Source organism: Saccharothrix sp. BKS2, from assembly GCF_047689505.1.
Classification (GTDB): Bacteria; Actinomycetota; Actinomycetes; order Mycobacteriales; family Pseudonocardiaceae; genus Actinosynnema; species Actinosynnema lopnurensis.
Map to the genome: position 1 here is coordinate 77729 of NZ_JAUQOL010000008.1, position 16441 is coordinate 94169.

A 16441-nucleotide genomic window follows, 5' to 3' on the forward strand; every position below is an offset into this window, starting at 1 on the left:
TTTAGGTGCCGTGGAAGTGGGCTGGTGGCGGACTCGCGCGCCGCCGATGCCGTCAGCGCGGCGTGGTGTTGCGGGCCATGCCACGCCGCCGGGCGGCAGTTCGTGCAGGAACGCCGAGCGGCCGTCCCGTGCCGGAACACCAGGCGGCCGTTCCTGTCGGGTCGCCGGGCGGCGGGTCCGTGCCGGAGCACCGGGAGGCGGTCCGTGTCGGGTCGCTGGGCGGCGGGCTGGGCTGGACCACCGGGTGGCGGTCCGGCTCAGGGCCTTGGGTCGGCGGGTCGGCAGGTCAGTGGGGCTTGGGGGTCGCTGGGTGGTCTCGGGGCTCCGTCTTTCTCAACCGATGAGCGTAACGGCGTTTCCGTACATCACGGCCGTCGGGACCACTCGATCGAGTTAGGCATGCCCTCTTACTTCACCCCCGCCGCGTCCATGCCGCGCAGTTCCTTCTTCAGGTCCTGGATCTCGTCGCGCAGTCGGCCCGCCAGCTCGAACCGGAGCTCGCGCGCCGCGTTCATCATCTGGTCGGTCAGCTGCTGCACCAGGTCCGCCAGCTCGGAGCGCGCCATGCCGCTGGTGTCCCGGTCGGTCAGCACGCCGGAGCTGCGGCCCGAGGCCCCCGGATCGCCCGTGGGCTTCTTGCCCCGGCTCGTGTTGCGGCCCGAGCCACCCGGCTCGACCGCGTCCTCGGCCTCGGCGTAGACCTGCTCCAGGATGTCGGTGATCTTCTTGCGCAGCGGCTGGGGGTCGAGGCCCCGCTCCTCGTTGTAGGCGATCTGCTTGGCCCGGCGGCGGTTGGTCTCGTCGATCGCGTGCCGCATGGAGTCGGTGATCCGGTCCGCGTACATGTGGACCTCGCCCGAGACGTTGCGGGCCGCGCGGCCGATCGTCTGGATCAGGCTGGTGCCGGAGCGGAGGAAGCCCTCCTTGTCCGCGTCGAGGATCGCCACCAGCGACACCTCGGGGAGGTCGAGGCCCTCGCGGAGCAGGTTGATGCCGATCAGCACGTCGTACTCGCCGAGGCGCAGTTGGCGCAGGAGCTCGACGCGGCGCAGGGTGTCGATGTCCGAGTGCAGGTAGCGGACCCGGATGCCGAGTTCGAGGAGGTAGTCGGTGAGGTCCTCGGACATCTTCTTGGTCAGGGTGGTGACCAGGACGCGCTCGTCGCGCTCCGTCCGGGTGCGGATTTCGTGCACCAGGTCGTCGATCTGCCCCTCGGTCGGCTTGACCACGACCTGCGGGTCGACCAGGCCGGTGGGGCGGATGACCTGCTCGACGAACTCGCCGCCGGCCTGCCCCATCTCGTACGGGCCGGGCGTCGCGGACAGGTAGAGGGTCTGCCCGATCCGGTCGGCGAACTCCTCCCAGGTCAGCGGGCGGTTGTCCAGCGCGCTGGGCAGGCGGAAGCCGTGTTCGACGAGGTTGCGCTTGCGGGACGCGTCGCCCTCGTACATGCCGCCGATCTGCGGCACGGTCACGTGGGACTCGTCGATCACCAGCAGGAAGTCGTCCGGGAAGTAGTCGATGAGGGTGGCGGGCGCGGTGCCGGCGGGGCGGTCGTCGATGTGGCGCGAGTAGTTCTCGATGCCGGAACAGAAGCCGACCTGGCGCATCATCTCGATGTCGTAGGTGGTGCGCATCCGCAACCGCTGGGCCTCCAGCAGCTTGCCCTGGCGCTCCATCCTGGCCAGCTGCCCGGTCAGCTCCTCCTCGATGTTGCGGATGGCCTTCTCCATCCGCTCGGGGCCGGCCACGTAGTGGGTGGCGGGGAAGATGCGGAGCTCCTCGACCTCCTTGACCACGTCGCCGGTCAGGGGGTGCAGGTAGTACAGCTTGTCGATCTCGTCGCCGAAGAACTCGACCCGGATGGCCAGCTCCTCGTACGCCGGGATGATCTCGACCGTGTCGCCGCGCACGCGGAAGGTGCCCCGGTTGAACGCGATGTCGTTGCGCGCGTACTGCACGTCGACCAGGGCGCGCAGCAGCAGGTCGCGCTCGATCTCCCCGCCGACCTCCAGCTGGATCGAGCGGTCGAGGTACGACTGGGGCGTGCCCAGGCCGTAGATGCACGACACCGAGGCCACCACGATCACGTCGCGCCGGGTCAGCAGGCTCATCGTGGCCGAGTGGCGCAGCCGTTCGACGTCCTCGTTGATCGACGAGTCCTTCTCGATGTACGTGTCCGTCTGCGGGATGTACGCCTCGGGCTGGTAGTAGTCGTAGTAGCTGACGAAGTACTCCACCGCGTTGTCGGGGAAGAACTCCTTCAGCTCGTTGGCCAGCTGCGCCGCCAGGGTCTTGTTGGGCGCCATCACCAGCGTGGGCCGCTGGAGCTTCTCCACCAGCCACGCCGTGGTGGCCGACTTGCCGGTACCGGTGGCGCCGAGCAGGACGACGTCCTTCTCCCCCGCGCGGACGCGCTGTTCGAGCTCCGCGATCGCCGCGGGCTGGTCGCCCGCCGGCTGGTAGTCGCTGACCACGCGGAACCGCCCGTCGGTGCGGGGGATGTCACCGACGGGACGGTGCGACGAGTGCGCCTTGACCGGGATCTCGGTAGGGAATGCCACGTCCAGAAAGGTACGCCTCGGGTCTGACAATTTCCGTCCGCCCTGGTGGGGGCGGGTGGCGGGGAACGGGCGGGGTCAGCAGTTGCAGTCGCAGCAGTTGCAGCAGTTGCAGTCGGGGCCGCAGTCGCAGTTGCACCACGCCTCGCGCCACTTGCCGCTCCACGGCCCGGGGTGCGGGTCGCGGCAGCAGTACTGGCAGGTGCCGCACTGGTAGAGCACCGCCAGGCAGCCCGCGAAGAACCCCCGGCCGACCGGCGGTCGGCGCAGCTCCGGCCAGGACCACAGGCCGCTGCCGGGGCCCACCGGGTCGGCGCCGCCCTTGCGGGGTTTGCGACCGGTGGGTGGAGGCGGGCCGGCGGGGCCGGTCGCGCCGGGGGGTGCGTAACCGGGCGGCGGCACGTGGCCGGGCGGCGGCGAGTAGGTCCCGGGTGGCGCGCCGAACGGCGGCACGGGGCCGCGCGGGTCCCCGGGCGAGTGGTCGTGGGGTTCGCCGTCGCGGGGAAAGCCGTCGTGGAGCGAGCCGTCGCGGGAGGAGCAGTTGCGGGGCGGGTGGTCGTGGAGCGAGCCGTCGTGTGCCGAGTGGCCCGGGGACGAGTGGCCCGGGGACGAGTGGCCGTGGGACGAGTGGCCGTGCGGTTCGCCGAACGCCCGCCGGACCGACTCGCGCACCTCGTGCACCAGCAGCGCGTGCACCAGCCGGTCGTCGGCGAACTCCACCTCGCGCAGGGCGAGTTCGATCCCCAGCGCCGCGTCGTCGCACAGCCGCCGCGCCTCCGCCACCGGGGTGCCGGTCGCGAGCAGCGGGTTCCACGCGCCCGACGCCCGGTCCTCGGCCAGGTCCTCCACCGCGTCGAGCAGGTGCGCCAGCCGCCCGAACAGCCGCCCGACCTCGCGCAGCGGCGCCGCGTTCCCGGGCCGCCCGGCCAGCAGCGCGGTCTGCGCGGTGGCCTCCCCGGCGGCGGTCTCGGTCGGTTCGGTCACGGCGAGCAGCGACGACCCCGGCCCGGCCGCCGCCTCGACCTCGGGCTGCCGCCGCACGGCGTCCACCAGCACGGCGGTGTCGAACCCGAGGTCGGCGCCGGTGGTCGCGGCCTGGGCCGCCCAGCGCCGGGCCACCCCCCTGCCCGCGCCCCGCAGCGGGGCGTGCGCGAACGCGCCGTCGCGGTCGGACACGTGGTCGTCGACCTTGGCCGACGCCAGCACCAGGGACACCGACGCGGCGAGGCGCGCGCTCGCGCCCACGGCGACGTCGGCCGACCGCATACCGCGCAGCGCGCACGGCCCGGCGGACCGTCGCGCGCGCCCGGCCTGCGCCTCCACCAGGGCGGAGATGACCAGGCCGTCGTAGTTGGTGACCACGCGCGCCAGCTGGCCGTGGTCGTCGCGCAGCGCCAGGCACAGGCCGCACAGGTGGGCCAGCCACGCCTCGCGCAGCTCGGGGCCCAGGCGGTTCCGGCAGGGGCGGATGATGCCGAACATGCCCGCAGACTAAGCGATCATCCTACTTTCGGGTGATAAAAGTGAGTGTCCTACGGGTCGGGCTGCATAGGGTCGGGCGTGTGACGCCGAGCTCCGCCGGGACCCGCAGGCACATCCACCCGCCGAAGATCGAGTACTTCGACATCGACGCCAAGAGCAACACCGACCCGAAGGGGTTCTTGCGCGGCGTCGACGAGTACCGGCTGGCACCCCACGGCCTCTACATGGCCCGGCCGATGCCCGGCCACCCGGACATCGCGCACACCGAGTCGTGGCTGCTGCCCGGCCACGGCCTGCGCGTGACCAGGTGGACCTGGCACCCGGGCCGCGAGCGCGACTACGACCTGTACCTGGACGTGGTGGAGATCAGCTCCAGCGGGTCGGTGTGGAAGACCGTCGACCTGTACCTGGACCTGGTGGTGCGCACCGGGCGCGGGGTGACCGTGCTGGACACCGACGAGCTGCTGGCCGCCCTGGACCGGGGGCTGATCCGGCCGGAGCGGGCCCAGTGGGCGCTGGAGACGACCTACCGCGCGGTGGCCGGGATCGCCGCGCACGGCCACGACGCGGTGCGCTGGCTGGCCGCCCGGGGCGCGGTCACGACCTGGCGCCGGGGGTAGCCGAACGGCCGGTCGCGCCGCGTCACACCTTCGGACCCACCTGCCGCGGGCCCCGGCCGGGCCGTGGCGCCGGCGCGGGCACGGTTCCCCACCTGCGCGCCTTTCCCACCCGGCGCCGGAGCACGCGCCCACCCCGGCAACCCGCGCCACCCACCCGGGTGATGATCACGAACCGGCATCAGCGCTAATACAGACAGTCACACATGCAGGTCAACCGCCATCCCAGTCCGTCACCGGATAGAGACCGCATACACCACAGACCGTGATGTAACAAATCGACCCGGACAGTTACCCGGAGCACACCTGCGGCTACCCTCGGATCGCGTGGGAGCGGTCATCACACCTCAGCTGGTCGACGTGGTCGACACCATCAGCGCAGTTCGCAGCTACTCCAGCGGCACGTCGCGACTCCTGTCCACGTGCCGGGTCGAGGACTGGGGGCTGCGGTTGGAGTGCCCCACCCCCGAGGACCCGTTCTCGGATTCCGAGGTCACCTGGTTGATGCCGGAGCTCGGTCTGCGGCTCACCCACCACCGACCCCGCTCCCGGCACGCCCGCAGCGGCCCGAGCGTGCTCAGCGCGGTCCGCGTGCAGCGCGACGGCCGCGCGTGGCGCACCACGGACCTGCTGCTGGGCCTGGCCGTGCCGGGCGGCACGACCGCGCGGATCGTGCGCTCCGAGGAGTTCGCGGCCGCCGTCGCCGGGCGCGTGCTGGGGCCCGACGACGCCGACCAGGCGCTGCGCACCGTGCACCGCACCCTGGAGGAGGTCAGCCTGCACCGCCACGACCTGCGGGCGTGGCTGACCCACCGCGGCATCTACGACGCCTGGCCGCCCCTGTAGAACGCCTCGACCCGGGCGGTCGCGGCGGCCATCCACGGGTCCTTGGCGTCGGCGTAGTCGAGGCTGTGGCCGTCCGCCCGGTGCCTCCCGGCCAGCTCCAGCTTCAGCGCCTCGTACTCCGCGCGTGCCGCCGCGTCGGCCCGCAGCCAGTCGCGGAAGCGGATCGCCCACCGCCACGCCGGGCCGTCCTCGACCCGCACGTGCAGGTTGACCCGGCGCTTCGGGTCACCGCCCACGTGCAGCCGCTTGCGCCACAGCTCCGGCGCGTCGCCGGGGTTCCGGGGGGTGTCCTCGCTCAGGCCGAGACCCGGGAAACCCCCGTCGGACAGCACGTCCTCCAGTTCGGCGGCCTCCTCCAGCGACCGCACGCCGAGCTGGAGGTCCAGCACGTCCTTGGCCGCGAGGCCGGGCACCGCCGTGGAGCCGATGTGCTCGACCGCCCGGCCGCCGGCCACCGCCTGGAGCCGGGCGACGACGCGGTCGGCCTGCTCGGGCCACGTCCCGTCGTAGGGCACCACGACCGGCGGGGTCCCCCGGTGGCGGCGCAGCCGGACGTTGGCCTCGTAGGGCACCAGCCGGTCCGCCCACAGCTCGTCCACGCGCGACAGCACCACGTCCGGGGTGCCGGAGTTGTCCAGCCACACGTCCGCGACCCGGCGCCGCTGCTCGTCGTCGGCCTGGGCGGCGACGCGCCTGCGGGCGTCGTCCTCGGCCAGCCCCCGGCCGACCAGCCGCCGCACGCGCTCCTCGACGTCCGCGTGCACGATCACCACCAGGTGGTACAGCGGCGCGAGGCCGTTCTCCACCAGCAGCGGCACGTCGTGCACGACGATCGCCTCCGCGGGCGCGGCGGCGATCAGCTCGGCGGTGCGGGCGGCGATCCTCGGGTGGGTGATGCCGTTGAGGGTGGCGCGGGCCGCCTCGTCGCTGAACACCCTCGCCGCCAGGGCCGGGCGGTTCAGCGCGCCGGAGGCGTCCAGGACGTCGGCGCCGAACGCCTCGACGATCTCCGCCAGCCCCTCGGTGCCGGGTTCGACCACCTCCCGCGCGAGCAGGTCGGCGTCGACCACCACCGCCCCGTGCTCGGCGAGCCTGCCCGCCACCGTCGACTTGCCCGACCCGATTCCCCCGGAGAGACCCACGCGCAACATGGGGCACAGCCTGCCGGCCGCGGGGCCCTCAGTCCTCCTCGACGGGGGTCATCGCCTGCTGCGCCAGCGCGGCGAGGACGGCGCCCACCTTCTCGTCCGGGACGACGCCGGCCTTGGCCCGCGCCACGAACGTGGTCTTCCCCAGGGAGCCGATGAGCAGCCGCTCGTCCCTGGTCGTGACCAGGGACGCCTTGTGCCTGGTCACGTCGACCTGCGTGGCGGTGGCGCCCTCGCGGCGCTCGGCGTCCACGCTGTCGGTGACGCGGCCCGCGGCGGTGGGCTCGTCCACGTAGGTGGCCAGGCCGATGACCACCGGGGCGGTCGCGAGGCCCCGGCCGACGCCGTAGTAGCAGTCGATCTTGGCGGTGCGGCCGAGGGACGGCTCGGGGATGCCGACGACCTGCGTCAGCTCGCCGGGCAGCTCGTGGCCGAGGTGGGTGGTGAGCACGTCGGTCGGCACGATCAGCTCGCAGTCGACGGGCAGCTCGCGGTCCACCATCTGCGGGACCCTGGTGACCGTGGTGGGCGGCAGGATCGTCGGGATCCGCGGCGGCGGCGCGGCCGGGGACGGCTCGGACACGCAGGCCGAGCACAGCACCGCCAGCACCACGAGGCCCACCATCCGCGCACCCATAGGGTGATCAACCTAGCGCAATCGGATGGTTTCGCGGCGAAAAGTCATGGTTTGGTGACTCTGGGTGGGGACCGGAGACCCCGGAAAAGGGGATCGCCCCCTGCCCGTGGTGGGCAGGGGGCGACCGGGAGGTTCAGCGAACCTCAAGCGATCAGGCGCCGCCCGACAGCTTCTCCCGCAGCGCGGCCAGCTGCTCGTCGCTGGCCAGGGTGCCACCGGCCTGGGCCGGGGCGCCCGTGGAGGACGCGGCGGCCGGGGCGTCGCCACCGGACGAGTAGTTCGTCTCGCCCGCGGCCTCCTCCTCGGCGGCAGCGGCCTTCACGACCTGCTTCATGTGGGCCTCGTAGCGCGTGTGGGCCTCGGCGTACTGCCGCTCCCACTCCTCGCGCTGCTTGTCGAAGCCTTCCTGCCACTCCTGGGTCTCCGGGTCGAAGCCCTCGGGGTAGATGTAGTTCCCCTGGTCGTCGTACTCGGCGGCCATGCCGTACTGGGTCGGGTCGAACTCCGAGTCCGGCGTGAAGCCCTCGTTCGCCTGCTTCAGCGAGAGCGAGATGCGGCGGCGGTCCAGGTCGATGTCGATGACCTTGACCATGACGTCGTCGCCGACCTGCACGACCTGCTCCGGGATCTCGACGTGGCGCTCGGCCAGCTCGGAGATGTGGACCAGGCCCTCGATGCCCTCGTCCACCCGGACGAACGCGCCGAACGGGACGAGCTTGGTGACCTTGCCCGGCACGATCTGGCCGATCGCGTGGGTGCGGGCGAACTGGCGCCACGGGTCTTCCTGCGTCGCCTTGAGCGACAGCGACACGCGCTCGCGCTCCATGTCGACGTCGAGGACCTCGACGGTGACCTCCTGGCCGACCTCGACGACCTCGGAGGGGTGGTCGATGTGCTTCCAGGACAGCTCGGAGACGTGCACCAGGCCGTCGACGCCACCCAGGTCCACGAAGGCACCGAAGTTGACGATGGAGGACACGACGCCCTTGCGGACCTGGCCCTTCTGCAGCTGGTTGAGGAACTCGCTGCGGACCTCGGACTGGGTCTGCTCCAGCCAGGCGCGGCGGGACAGGACCACGTTGTTGCGGTTCTTGTCCAGCTCGATGATCTTGGCTTCGAGCTCCCGGCCGACGTACGGCTGGAGGTCGCGCACGCGCCGCATCTCCACCAGGGAGGCGGGGAGGAAGCCACGCAGGCCGATGTCCAGGATCAGGCCGCCCTTGACGACCTCGATGACCGTGCCGCGGACCGGCTCGTCCTTCTCCTTGAGGGCCTCGATGGTGCCCCAGGCGCGCTCGTACTGGGCGCGCTTCTTGGAGAGGATCAGCCGGCCTTCCTTGTCCTCCTTCTGGAGGACGAGGGCCTCGACCTCGTCACCGACCTTGACGACCTCGTTGGGGTCGACGTCGTGCTTGATCGACAACTCGCGCGAGGGGATGACGCCCTCGGTCTTGTAGCCGATGTCGAGCAGGACCTCGTCCCGGTCGACCTTGACGATCGTGCCCTCGACGATATCGCCGTCGTTGAAGTACTTGATCGTCTTGTCGATAGCAGCGAGGAAGTCCTCCTCCGTCCCGATATCGTTGATGGCGACCTGCTTCGGCGCAGCGGCAACCGGGACAGTGGTGGTGTCGGTGGACATTAGGTAGGTGGCTCCGGTACGGATTGGGGTTTCGGCCTGCGGGTTCAACGCTTCGCGGAGGGCACGCCCCACCGCGAAGACCGACTCACCAGGGGATCACCGATCATGGGCAGCGCGAACGCACCACGCACGCGGTATCGTACGCGGCTCGACGACCGCCGGGCAAACCGGTCCACGTGAATGGAGCAGTGTGTCCGACCAGCACGCGAGCGCCGAACTGGCGCTCGGCACCACCGGCATCGCCAAGCGGGGCGCCGACGCCGACGAGTCGCGGGTGGCCAACCGGGTGTGGTGGGACGCCGACGCCGACGACTACCACGCCGAGCACGGCGGTTTCCTCGGCGCGGCGGACTTCGTCTGGTGCCCGGAGGGGCTCCGCGAGGCGGACGCCGGTTTCCTCGGCGACGTGCGCGGGCGGCGGGTGCTGGAGGTCGGCTGCGGCTCGGCGCCGTGCGCGCGGTGGCTGGCCGGCCGGGGTGCCGGGGTGGTGGCGCTGGACCTGTCGGCCGGGATGCTGCGGCACGCCCGCGCGGGCAACGCGGCGACCGGGCTCGACGTGCCGCTGGTCCAGGCCAGCGCCGACCAGCTGCCGTTCCGGGACGGGTCCTTCGACGCGGCGTGCTCGGCGTTCGGCGGCGTGCCGTTCGTGGCGGACGTGGGCGAGGTGTTCCGCGAGGTGGCCCGCGTGCTGCGGCCGGGGGCGCCGTGGGTGTTCTCCGTGACTCACCCGATGAGGTGGATCTTCCCGGACGACCCGGGACCGGGTGGGCTGACCGTGACCCAGTCGTACTTCGACCGGACGCCGTACGTGGAGGTCGACGAGTCGGGCCGGGCCACGTACGTGGAGCACCACCGGACCACCGGGGACTACGTGCGGGCCCTCGTCGGGGCGGGGCTGGAGCTGCTGGACCTGGTGGAGCCGGAGTGGCCGGCGGGCCACACGCGCAGGTGGGGCCAGTGGAGCCCGCTGCGCGGCCGGCTGTTCCCGGGCACCGCGATCTTCCGCACCCGGAAGCCGTAGCCTCCCGGGCATGACCGTGGGGCGGGTGCTGGTGGACGCGCAGAGCGCGCGGTTCGCGAGCATCGACCCGCTGCTGCCCGCGGTGGCCGCCCCGGCGGACGGGGACGTGGTGACCGCGGCCCTGCCGGACGGCACGCGGGTCGCGGGGGTGCTGCACCACCAGGTGCACGAGCGCCGCTCCCCCGCCCGCCTGTGGTCGGCGACCGAGGTGTGGGAGCTGGCGCCGCTGCTGGGCGGCACGGGCGGGGCGGGCATGGACGCGCTGCTGCGCGCCTGGCGCAAGCGGCTGGACCTGGCGCGGCCGGCCGAGCACGACTCGGCGTGCGTGCTGACCTGGCCGAGCCGGGACGCGGAGGCGACCCGGGCGCTGCTCGACCACGGCCTGGTGCCGCTGACCGTGATCGCGGTGCGGCGCGGGCCGAGCCCGCCGGTGGCGGGGGTCGCGACGATCCGCCGGGCCACGCCCGGCGACCTGGAGGCCGTGCTCGCGCTGGCGCTGGCCGAGCTGCACTACTCGTCGATGGTCGGCTCCACGGTGCGGCGGCCGGACGCGGTGGAGCTCAAGCGGCGGGGGCTGGCCGACCGGCTGGCCGCGGGCGGCCCGATGTGGCTGGCCGAGCGCGACGGCGTGGCGGTGGGGCTGGTCGAGTGCGCGGTGGTGACCGCGGAGCCGGGCAACTGGACCGGCTCCCGCCTGCAGCCGGGCCGCTGGGGCTACGTGAACTGCGTGTCGGTGCTGCCGGGCGCGCGGGGCAGCGGCGTGGGCCGGCAGCTGATGGCGTTCGCGCACCGCGAGCTGGCGCGGCTGGGCACGGTCGGCACCTACCTCTACTACAACCCGCCGAACCCGCTGTCCTCGGTGTTCTGGCCCCGGCAGGGCTACCGTCCACTGTGGACGATGTGGGAGGTGCGCCCGGCGGGCGCGTTGCGCTAGGTCACACCCCCCGGGAGTTGCGGCCGGACCCCTCGCGGTTCGCTGGTTGAACTGACCGGTCAGTTCAACCAGGAGGACGCCCCGGTCCTGGTCGCCCACCTGATCGGGGGCCTTGCCCTGGCGACGTTCGCCGCCTATAAGCAGCGGGTGTGGACCCCGTCTCGCCTCGAACCCGAACCGGTGCCGTGACCGGCGCGCGTCCCGGCCGCACCGCGGTGACCAGGCAGAAGCTGTTCGACGCCGCGCTGAGGCTGGTCGGCGAGCGGGGCGCGGCGAGCGTGACCGTGGAGGAGATCGCCGCCGAGGCCGGGGTCGCCAAGGGCACCGTCTACTACAACTTCGCCGGCAAGGACGCGCTGGTCGACGCCCTGCTGAGGCACGGCGTGGAGCTGCTCGCGGACCGGCTGCGGGTGGCCGGGGACGAGGTCGGGACCGAGGCGGCGGCCTCGTCGCTGGTGGACGGGATGCTCGGGTTCTTCGCCGAGTACCCGGCGTTCGGGCAGCTGCTGGTCTCCGAGCTGTGGCGCACGCCGGGGCAGTGGCACGGCACGCTGAGCCTGCTGCGCGACGACATCGTGTCCATCATCCGCGGCCGGGTGCAGCGGCTGTCCGACGCGGGCGGGCTGCCCGAGGGCGTGGAGGTCGGCACGGCGGCCGCGGCGCTGTTCGGCACCCTGCTGGTGATCGCGCTGGACTGGCAGGTGTTCCAACCCGAGCGCAGCCGCGCCGAGGTGCGCGAATCGGTGCTGCTGCTGGTCCGGGGGCTGCGCCCGGGTTAGCCCGGTCGGGGCTAGTGCCGCATCACCCAGGTGTCGATCTCGCCGATCTGGTGCACCGAGGGCGGTCTGCCCTCCAGCGCGCGGTGCACGGCCCCCAGCACGCCCTCCGAGGTCTCCTCGTGGCTGAGCCACCGGGTCGAGCCGCCGTGCCGGACGAAGCCCAGCACCACCTGCTGCGTCGGGTGGCCCTCCAGCACCGGGTCCGGCATCCCGCGCACCGGCTGGACGGTGCTGCTGTCGTGCACCTCCACCACGGGCGCGCGGGGTGCGAGCAGCGGCGCGACGGCCCGCAGCACGTCGTCCCGGTAGCTCGCGTGCACCCACGCCACCAGCAGGTCGGCGGGGTGGTCCAGCACCGCCCGCACCCGCTCGGCCAGCTCCTCCGGCCGCGCCCAGTCCGCGACCACCGGCCGCGCCCGCCCGGCCTGCTGCGGCACGTGGCCGCGCGTGCCCAGCGAGGCCCGCGCCGCCCGACCGAGGCCCACCTCGGCCCGGCGGCTCGGCAGCACCACCTGCCAGCCCCGCGCCAGCAGCTCGTCCGCGCAGCCCTTCAGCATCCCGGTGCCGCCCAGCACCAACGCCGTCCGCTCGCTCATCGCACCGACTCCTCGCCCCGCTCCGCGGCCCGGCGCAACGGGCCGGACCGCCATTGGTCGACCTGACGCTGTCCTCGCAACCGCACCACCGCGAGCCGGTTGCCGTGCTCGCCCGCCACCACCCCGCGGACCCGTTCGCCGGTGCGGTGGTGGGACCGCCACGCCCAGCGCAGCAGGTGCTCGGGGTCGGTGAACACCGTGCGCAGGGGCGGTTCCACGTTGCCGTTCCACAGCTCCTGGCGGCGGAACCGGCGCACCGCCGTGCGCACCGCCACCCGGCGCATCACCACGTGCCTCGGGTGGTCCAGCCAGACCAGGGTGTCGGCGCGCTCCAGCAGCAGCGGGCGCGCCGCGGAGTACTGCCACTCGGTGACCCAGGCCGAGCCGTCGGCGAACCGGCGGACGTCGGCGAGGAACTCCGCCCTGGGGGTCCACTGCGGACCGTGGAAGAGGGCGTCCATCTCCACACAGGACACTCCGAGCAACGCCGCGACGGAACGGGCCAGGGTCGTTTTTCCGGAACCCGACGTCCCGGTCACGAGCACCCGTCGCGGAGGGTGCGGCAACTCGTCGGCTGATCCCAGGAACGCCACCCGATCAGGTTACCTTCGTCACCCTTCCAGCGAAGAAGATCCACCCGAACGGGCTCAGCCACAGGGCTGATGGATCACCGCGCGCACCGGTTCGCCGAGCACCCCTCAGGTCCACAGTGGACGGATTCGGGGCGCCGGCGGGTCCGGGCCGGCACAGCTGGCCGCAAACGCTTGCGCGGGCTCGGTGGCTGCCGGGGTACTGCTCCGGAGGGAGGCCGGATACCCGGCCGCCCGCCCCGGATCACCGGCGCGCGTCGAGGAAGCGCTCCACCGCCGAGACGACGTGGATCATGCCGAGCAGCACCGCGAACATGACGAAGTAGACGGTGTGCTCCTGGAGCTCGACCCGGTCGGCCGCCCACACGTCCACGGCGCTGAACAGGGTGAACCACGCCAGCCAGCCGACCACCGCCGCGGCCAGCCACCGGGTGTCGCGCCGCGCGGTGGCGGCGAGGGCGAGCAGGCCCAGGGCCAGTTCGACCAGCTTGGCCAGCCAGATCACCGGCATCACCCAGTCGGCGCCCAGGGCCAGCGTGGCGTCCAGGTAGCGGCCGACCTGCTCCTGGCGGTCCTTCCAGCCCAGCGGCAGCTCGGCGAAGTTGAACACCCCGAAAACCCCGAGGAACACCCCGATCGGGAGGAACAGCCGCGACCACCCCGGTGCCGACCTGTCGACCATCGCCGTCCCCCGTTCGCCACCACGATCATCGGGCAGCGTCGCCGGGAGCGAAGTACGGCTGTCCGCACCCGCCGGGACGGGTGCGGTGGAGCGGGGCCCGGCACTGCTGGGCCCGGCCCCGGCCCCGGCCCCGGGCTCGTGCCGGCCCGGCGCACCCGGCCGGGCCACCCCGCCCTCAGTGCGCCGCGCCGTCCCAGGACCGGCCCACGCCCACCGACACCTCCAGCGGCACCGACAGCTCGTAGGCGTTGCCCATGTGCTCGCGGACCAGCGCCTCCACCGCCTCGCGCTCCCCCTCGGCGATCTCCAGCACCAGTTCGTCGTGCACCTGGAGCAGCATCCGCGACCGCAGCCCGGAGTCCACCAGCGCCCGGAACACGCCCAGCATCGCCACCTTGACGATGTCCGCCGCGCTGCCCTGGATCGGGGCGTTCAGCGCCATCCGCTCCGCCATCTCGCGCCGCTGCCGGTTGTCGTTGTTGAGGTCCGGCAGGAAGCGGCGGCGGCCGAGGATGGTCTCGGTGTAGCCCTTCTTCCGGGCCACCTCCACCACCTCGTGCAGGTAGTCGCGCACCCCGCCGAAGCGGGAGAAGTACGCCTCCTTCTGCTCCCGCGCCTCCACCGCGGAGATGCGCAGCTGCTGCGCCAGCCCGAACTCCGACAGCCCGTACGCCAGCCCGTAGGACATGGCCTTGACGCGGCGGCGGTGCTCCGGGGTCACCTCGGAGGTCGGCACCGAGAACGCGCGGGACGCCACGAACGTGTGCAGGTCCTCGCCGCTGCGGAACGCCTCGATCAGCCCCTCGTCCTCGGACAGGTGGGCCATGATCCGCATCTCGATCTGGCTGTAGTCCGCCGTCATCAGCTCGGAGTACCCGGGCCCGACCACGAACCCCTGGCGGATGCGCCGGCCCTCGTCGGTGCGGATCGGGATGTTCTGGAGGTTCGGGTCGGTCGACGACAGCCGCCCGGTCGCCGCGATCGTCTGGTGGAACGTGGTGTGGATGCGCCCGTCGTCGGCCACCGCCTTGAGCAGGCCGTCGACCGTGCTCTTGAGCCTGGTCACGTCGCGGTGCGCGAGCAGGTGCTGGAGGAACGGGTGCTCGGTGGCCTCGAACAGGTTCTGGAGCGCGTCCGCGTCGGTGGTGTAGCCGGTCTTGGTCTTCTTCGTCTTCGGCATGTTCAGCTCGTCGAACAGCACCACCTGGAGCTGCTTGGGCGAGCCGAGGTTGATCTCCCGGCCGATCACCGAGTACGCGTCCTGGGCGGCCTGCTTCACGCCCGCCGCGAAGTGCGCCTCCAGCGCCGCCAGGTGCTCGGCGTCGATCGCGATGCCGACCGCCTCGACCTCGTCGAGCACGTGCTGCAACGGCAGCTCCAGCTCGGACAGCAGCGACTCCTGGCCGGTGCGCACCAGCTCGGCGTCCAGCGCGTCGGCCAGCTCCGCCACCGCGAAGGCCCGCACGATCACGCCCTGGGCGACCTTCTGCCGCTCCTCCTCCTCGTCGGCCAGCAGCGACAGCTGGTTGTCGTCCGAGTCCTCGGCGCGCAGCTCCCGCTGGAGGTAGCGCAGCGCGAGGTCGTCGAGGTTGAACGACCGCTGGCCCGGCCGCACCAGGTACGCCGCCAGCGCGGTGTCGCTGGTGACGCCGCGCAGCGCCCAGCCCCGGGCCCGCAGCGCGCGCAGCGGCAGCTTCAGGTCGTGCGCCGCCTTGGGCGCCGACTCGTCGGCCAGCCACGCGGCCAGCGCGTTCTCGTCCTCCTCGGTGAGCGCGGCCACCTCGACGTACCCGCCCTCGCCGCCGACCGCGGCGAACGCCAGGCCCTCCAGCTCCCCGCCCGAGGACCGGAACGCGACGCCGACCCGGCCGCCGCGCGCGTGCTCCGCCAGCCAGGCCGCCAGCCCGCCGGCGGGCACCGCGCCGCCGCGCACCTCGAAGCCCTCCTCGGCCTCCGGCTCGGCGGTGGACAGCGTGGCGAACAGGCGGTCCCGCAGCACCCGGAACTCCAGCTCGTCGAACAGCCGGTGCACCGCGTCGCGGTCCCACGGCTTGACCTCCAGGTCGGTGGGACCCGCGGGCAGCTCCACGTCCCGCACCAGCTCGGTGAGCCGCCGGTTCAGCATGATGTTGGACAGGTTGGCGCGCAGCGCGTCGCCCACCTTGCCCGGCACCTCGTCGACGTGGTCGATCAGCCCGTCGAGCGACCCGAACTGGGTGAGCAGCTTCACGATCGTCTTCGGACCGACGCCGGGGGTGTTGGGCAGGTTGTCCGAGGAGTCGCCGCGCACCGCCGCGTAGTCGGCGTAGAGGCCGGGCGGCACGCCCTGCTTCTCCAGCACCAGTTCCGGTGTGTAGCGGGCCATCTCGGACACGCCCTTGACGGGGTACAGCACCGTCACCTTTTCGTTGACCAGCTGCAACGCGTCGCGGTCGCCGGTGCAGATGAGGACGTCCCAACCGAGGTCGGTCGACTGCGTCGTGAGCGTGGCGATGACGTCGTCGGCCTCGAAGTCCTCCTTGGTGAGCACCGGGATCCGCAGCGTGCCCAGCACGTCCTTGATCAGGTCGACCTGCCCGCGGAACTCGTCGGGGGTCGCGCTGCGCCCGGCCTTGTACTCCGCGTAGGCCTCGGTGCGGAAGGTCTTGCGCGAGACGTCGAAGGCCACCGCCACGTGGGTGGGCTTCTCGTCGCGCAGCAGGTTGATCAGCATCGAGGTGAAGCCGTACACCGCGTTGGTGGTCTGCCCGGTCGCGGTCTGGAAGTTCTCCTTGGGCAGGGCGAAGAACGCCCGGTAGGCCATGGAGTGGCCGTCGACCAGCAGCAGGCGGGAGGCTTCTGGAGTGCTCACGGGGCGAGTCTAGGGTGAGGGCCCGACAGTTCCGCACCCCGTGGAGCAGACGCGT

14 protein-coding genes are annotated in these 16441 nt (G+C 72.7%); 5 read left to right on the forward strand and 9 right to left on the reverse strand.

The window, feature by feature from the left end; translation table 11 throughout:
- Nucleotides 1–407 precede the first annotated feature (407 nt).
- Together uvrB and Q5530_RS18250 are read right to left on the reverse strand one after the other, a co-directional pair.
- The gene (gene uvrB, locus Q5530_RS18245) at nt 408–2564 is read right to left on the reverse strand and encodes an excinuclease ABC subunit UvrB (RefSeq protein ID WP_415363752.1); all 2157 of its coding nucleotides are present in this window, start codon (nt 2562–2564) and stop codon (nt 408–410) included.
- A 75-nt stretch (nt 2565–2639) separates the two neighbouring features.
- Entirely contained in the window at nt 2640–4043 is a 1404-nt protein-coding gene (locus Q5530_RS18250) for a DUF5685 family protein (RefSeq protein ID WP_415363754.1), read from the reverse strand.
- 80 nt (nt 4044–4123) lie between these two features.
- On the opposite strand from Q5530_RS18250, the gene Q5530_RS18255 reads away from it, so the two are divergent.
- Together Q5530_RS18255 and Q5530_RS18260 are read left to right on the forward strand one after the other, a co-directional pair.
- Nucleotides 4124–4663, forward strand: a complete 540-nt coding sequence (locus tag Q5530_RS18255; protein ID WP_415363755.1) for a DUF402 domain-containing protein — start codon at nt 4124–4126, stop codon at nt 4661–4663.
- Between the two features lie 324 nt (nt 4664–4987).
- Nucleotides 4988–5506, forward strand: coding sequence for a DUF402 domain-containing protein (locus Q5530_RS18260; RefSeq protein WP_380634087.1), 519 nt, complete (start codon nt 4988–4990; stop codon nt 5504–5506).
- On the opposite strand, the gene coaE is transcribed toward Q5530_RS18260, so the two are convergent.
- The 3 genes from coaE to rpsA all read right to left on the reverse strand — a co-directional run bounded on the left by coaE (nt 5482) and on the right by rpsA (nt 8933).
- Nucleotides 5482–6657: a dephospho-CoA kinase gene (coaE, locus tag Q5530_RS18265; protein ID WP_415363757.1), complete on the reverse strand. Its 1176-nt coding sequence runs from the start codon at nt 6655–6657 to the stop codon at nt 5482–5484. The genes Q5530_RS18260 and coaE overlap by 25 nt on opposite strands.
- A gap of 28 nt (nt 6658–6685) precedes the next feature.
- Complete coding sequence (locus Q5530_RS18270; protein ID WP_415363758.1) at nt 6686–7279, reverse strand: hypothetical protein; 594 nt, start codon at nt 7277–7279, stop codon at nt 6686–6688.
- Nucleotides 7280–7442: 163 nt separating this feature from the next.
- Nucleotides 7443–8933, reverse strand: a complete 1491-nt coding sequence (rpsA, locus tag Q5530_RS18275) for a 30S ribosomal protein S1 (protein ID WP_380634079.1) — start codon at nt 8931–8933, stop codon at nt 7443–7445.
- 190 nt (nt 8934–9123) lie between these two features.
- Between rpsA and Q5530_RS18280 the strand changes: the two genes are divergently transcribed.
- The 3 genes from Q5530_RS18280 (at nt 9124) to Q5530_RS18290 (ending at nt 11667) form a co-directional block, all read left to right on the forward strand.
- Nucleotides 9124–9954, forward strand: coding sequence for a class I SAM-dependent methyltransferase (locus Q5530_RS18280; protein ID WP_415363760.1), 831 nt, complete (start codon nt 9124–9126; stop codon nt 9952–9954).
- 10 nt (nt 9955–9964) lie between these two features.
- Nucleotides 9965–10888: a GNAT family N-acetyltransferase gene (locus tag Q5530_RS18285; RefSeq protein WP_415363762.1), complete on the forward strand. Its 924-nt coding sequence runs from the start codon at nt 9965–9967 to the stop codon at nt 10886–10888.
- A 185-nt stretch (nt 10889–11073) separates the two neighbouring features.
- Nucleotides 11074–11667, forward strand: a complete 594-nt coding sequence (locus tag Q5530_RS18290) for a TetR/AcrR family transcriptional regulator (protein WP_415363764.1) — start codon at nt 11074–11076, stop codon at nt 11665–11667.
- A gap of 11 nt (nt 11668–11678) precedes the next feature.
- On the opposite strand, the gene Q5530_RS18295 is transcribed toward Q5530_RS18290, so the two are convergent.
- From Q5530_RS18295 to polA, 4 genes are all read right to left on the reverse strand, one after another.
- Complete coding sequence (locus Q5530_RS18295; RefSeq protein WP_415363765.1) at nt 11679–12263, reverse strand: hypothetical protein; 585 nt, start codon at nt 12261–12263, stop codon at nt 11679–11681.
- A complete protein-coding gene (locus Q5530_RS18300; RefSeq protein ID WP_415363767.1) occupies nt 12260–12856 on the reverse strand; it encodes an AAA family ATPase in 597 nt (198 codons plus the stop codon). The genes Q5530_RS18295 and Q5530_RS18300 overlap by 4 nt, the downstream gene beginning before the upstream one ends.
- Nucleotides 12857–13097: 241 nt before the next feature.
- Entirely contained in the window at nt 13098–13535 is a 438-nt protein-coding gene (locus tag Q5530_RS18305; RefSeq protein WP_415363769.1) for a hypothetical protein, read from the reverse strand.
- A 175-nt stretch (nt 13536–13710) separates the two neighbouring features.
- Entirely contained in the window at nt 13711–16386 is a 2676-nt protein-coding gene (gene polA, locus Q5530_RS18310) for a DNA polymerase I (RefSeq protein ID WP_415363771.1), read from the reverse strand.
- Between the last annotated feature and the right edge of the window lie 55 nt (nt 16387–16441).

Coding starts and splice junctions, on each gene's coding strand:
- coaE (WP_415363757.1), bottom strand. CDS start 6,657: ATGTTGCGCGTGGGTCTCTCCGGGGGAATCGGGTCGGGCAAGTCGACG.
- Q5530_RS18305 (WP_415363769.1), bottom strand. CDS start 13,535: ATGGTCGACAGGTCGGCACCGGGGTGGTCGCGGCTGTTCCTCCCGATC.
- Q5530_RS18250 (WP_415363754.1), bottom strand. CDS start 4,043: ATGTTCGGCATCATCCGCCCCTGCCGGAACCGCCTGGGCCCCGAGCTG.
- Q5530_RS18285 (WP_415363762.1), top strand. CDS start 9,965: ATGACCGTGGGGCGGGTGCTGGTGGACGCGCAGAGCGCGCGGTTCGCG.
- Q5530_RS18270 (WP_415363758.1), bottom strand. CDS start 7,279: ATGGTGGGCCTCGTGGTGCTGGCGGTGCTGTGCTCGGCCTGCGTGTCC.
- rpsA (WP_380634079.1), bottom strand. CDS start 8,933: ATGTCCACCGACACCACCACTGTCCCGGTTGCCGCTGCGCCGAAGCAG.
- Q5530_RS18295 (WP_415363765.1), bottom strand. CDS start 12,263: ATGAGCGAGCGGACGGCGTTGGTGCTGGGCGGCACCGGGATGCTGAAG.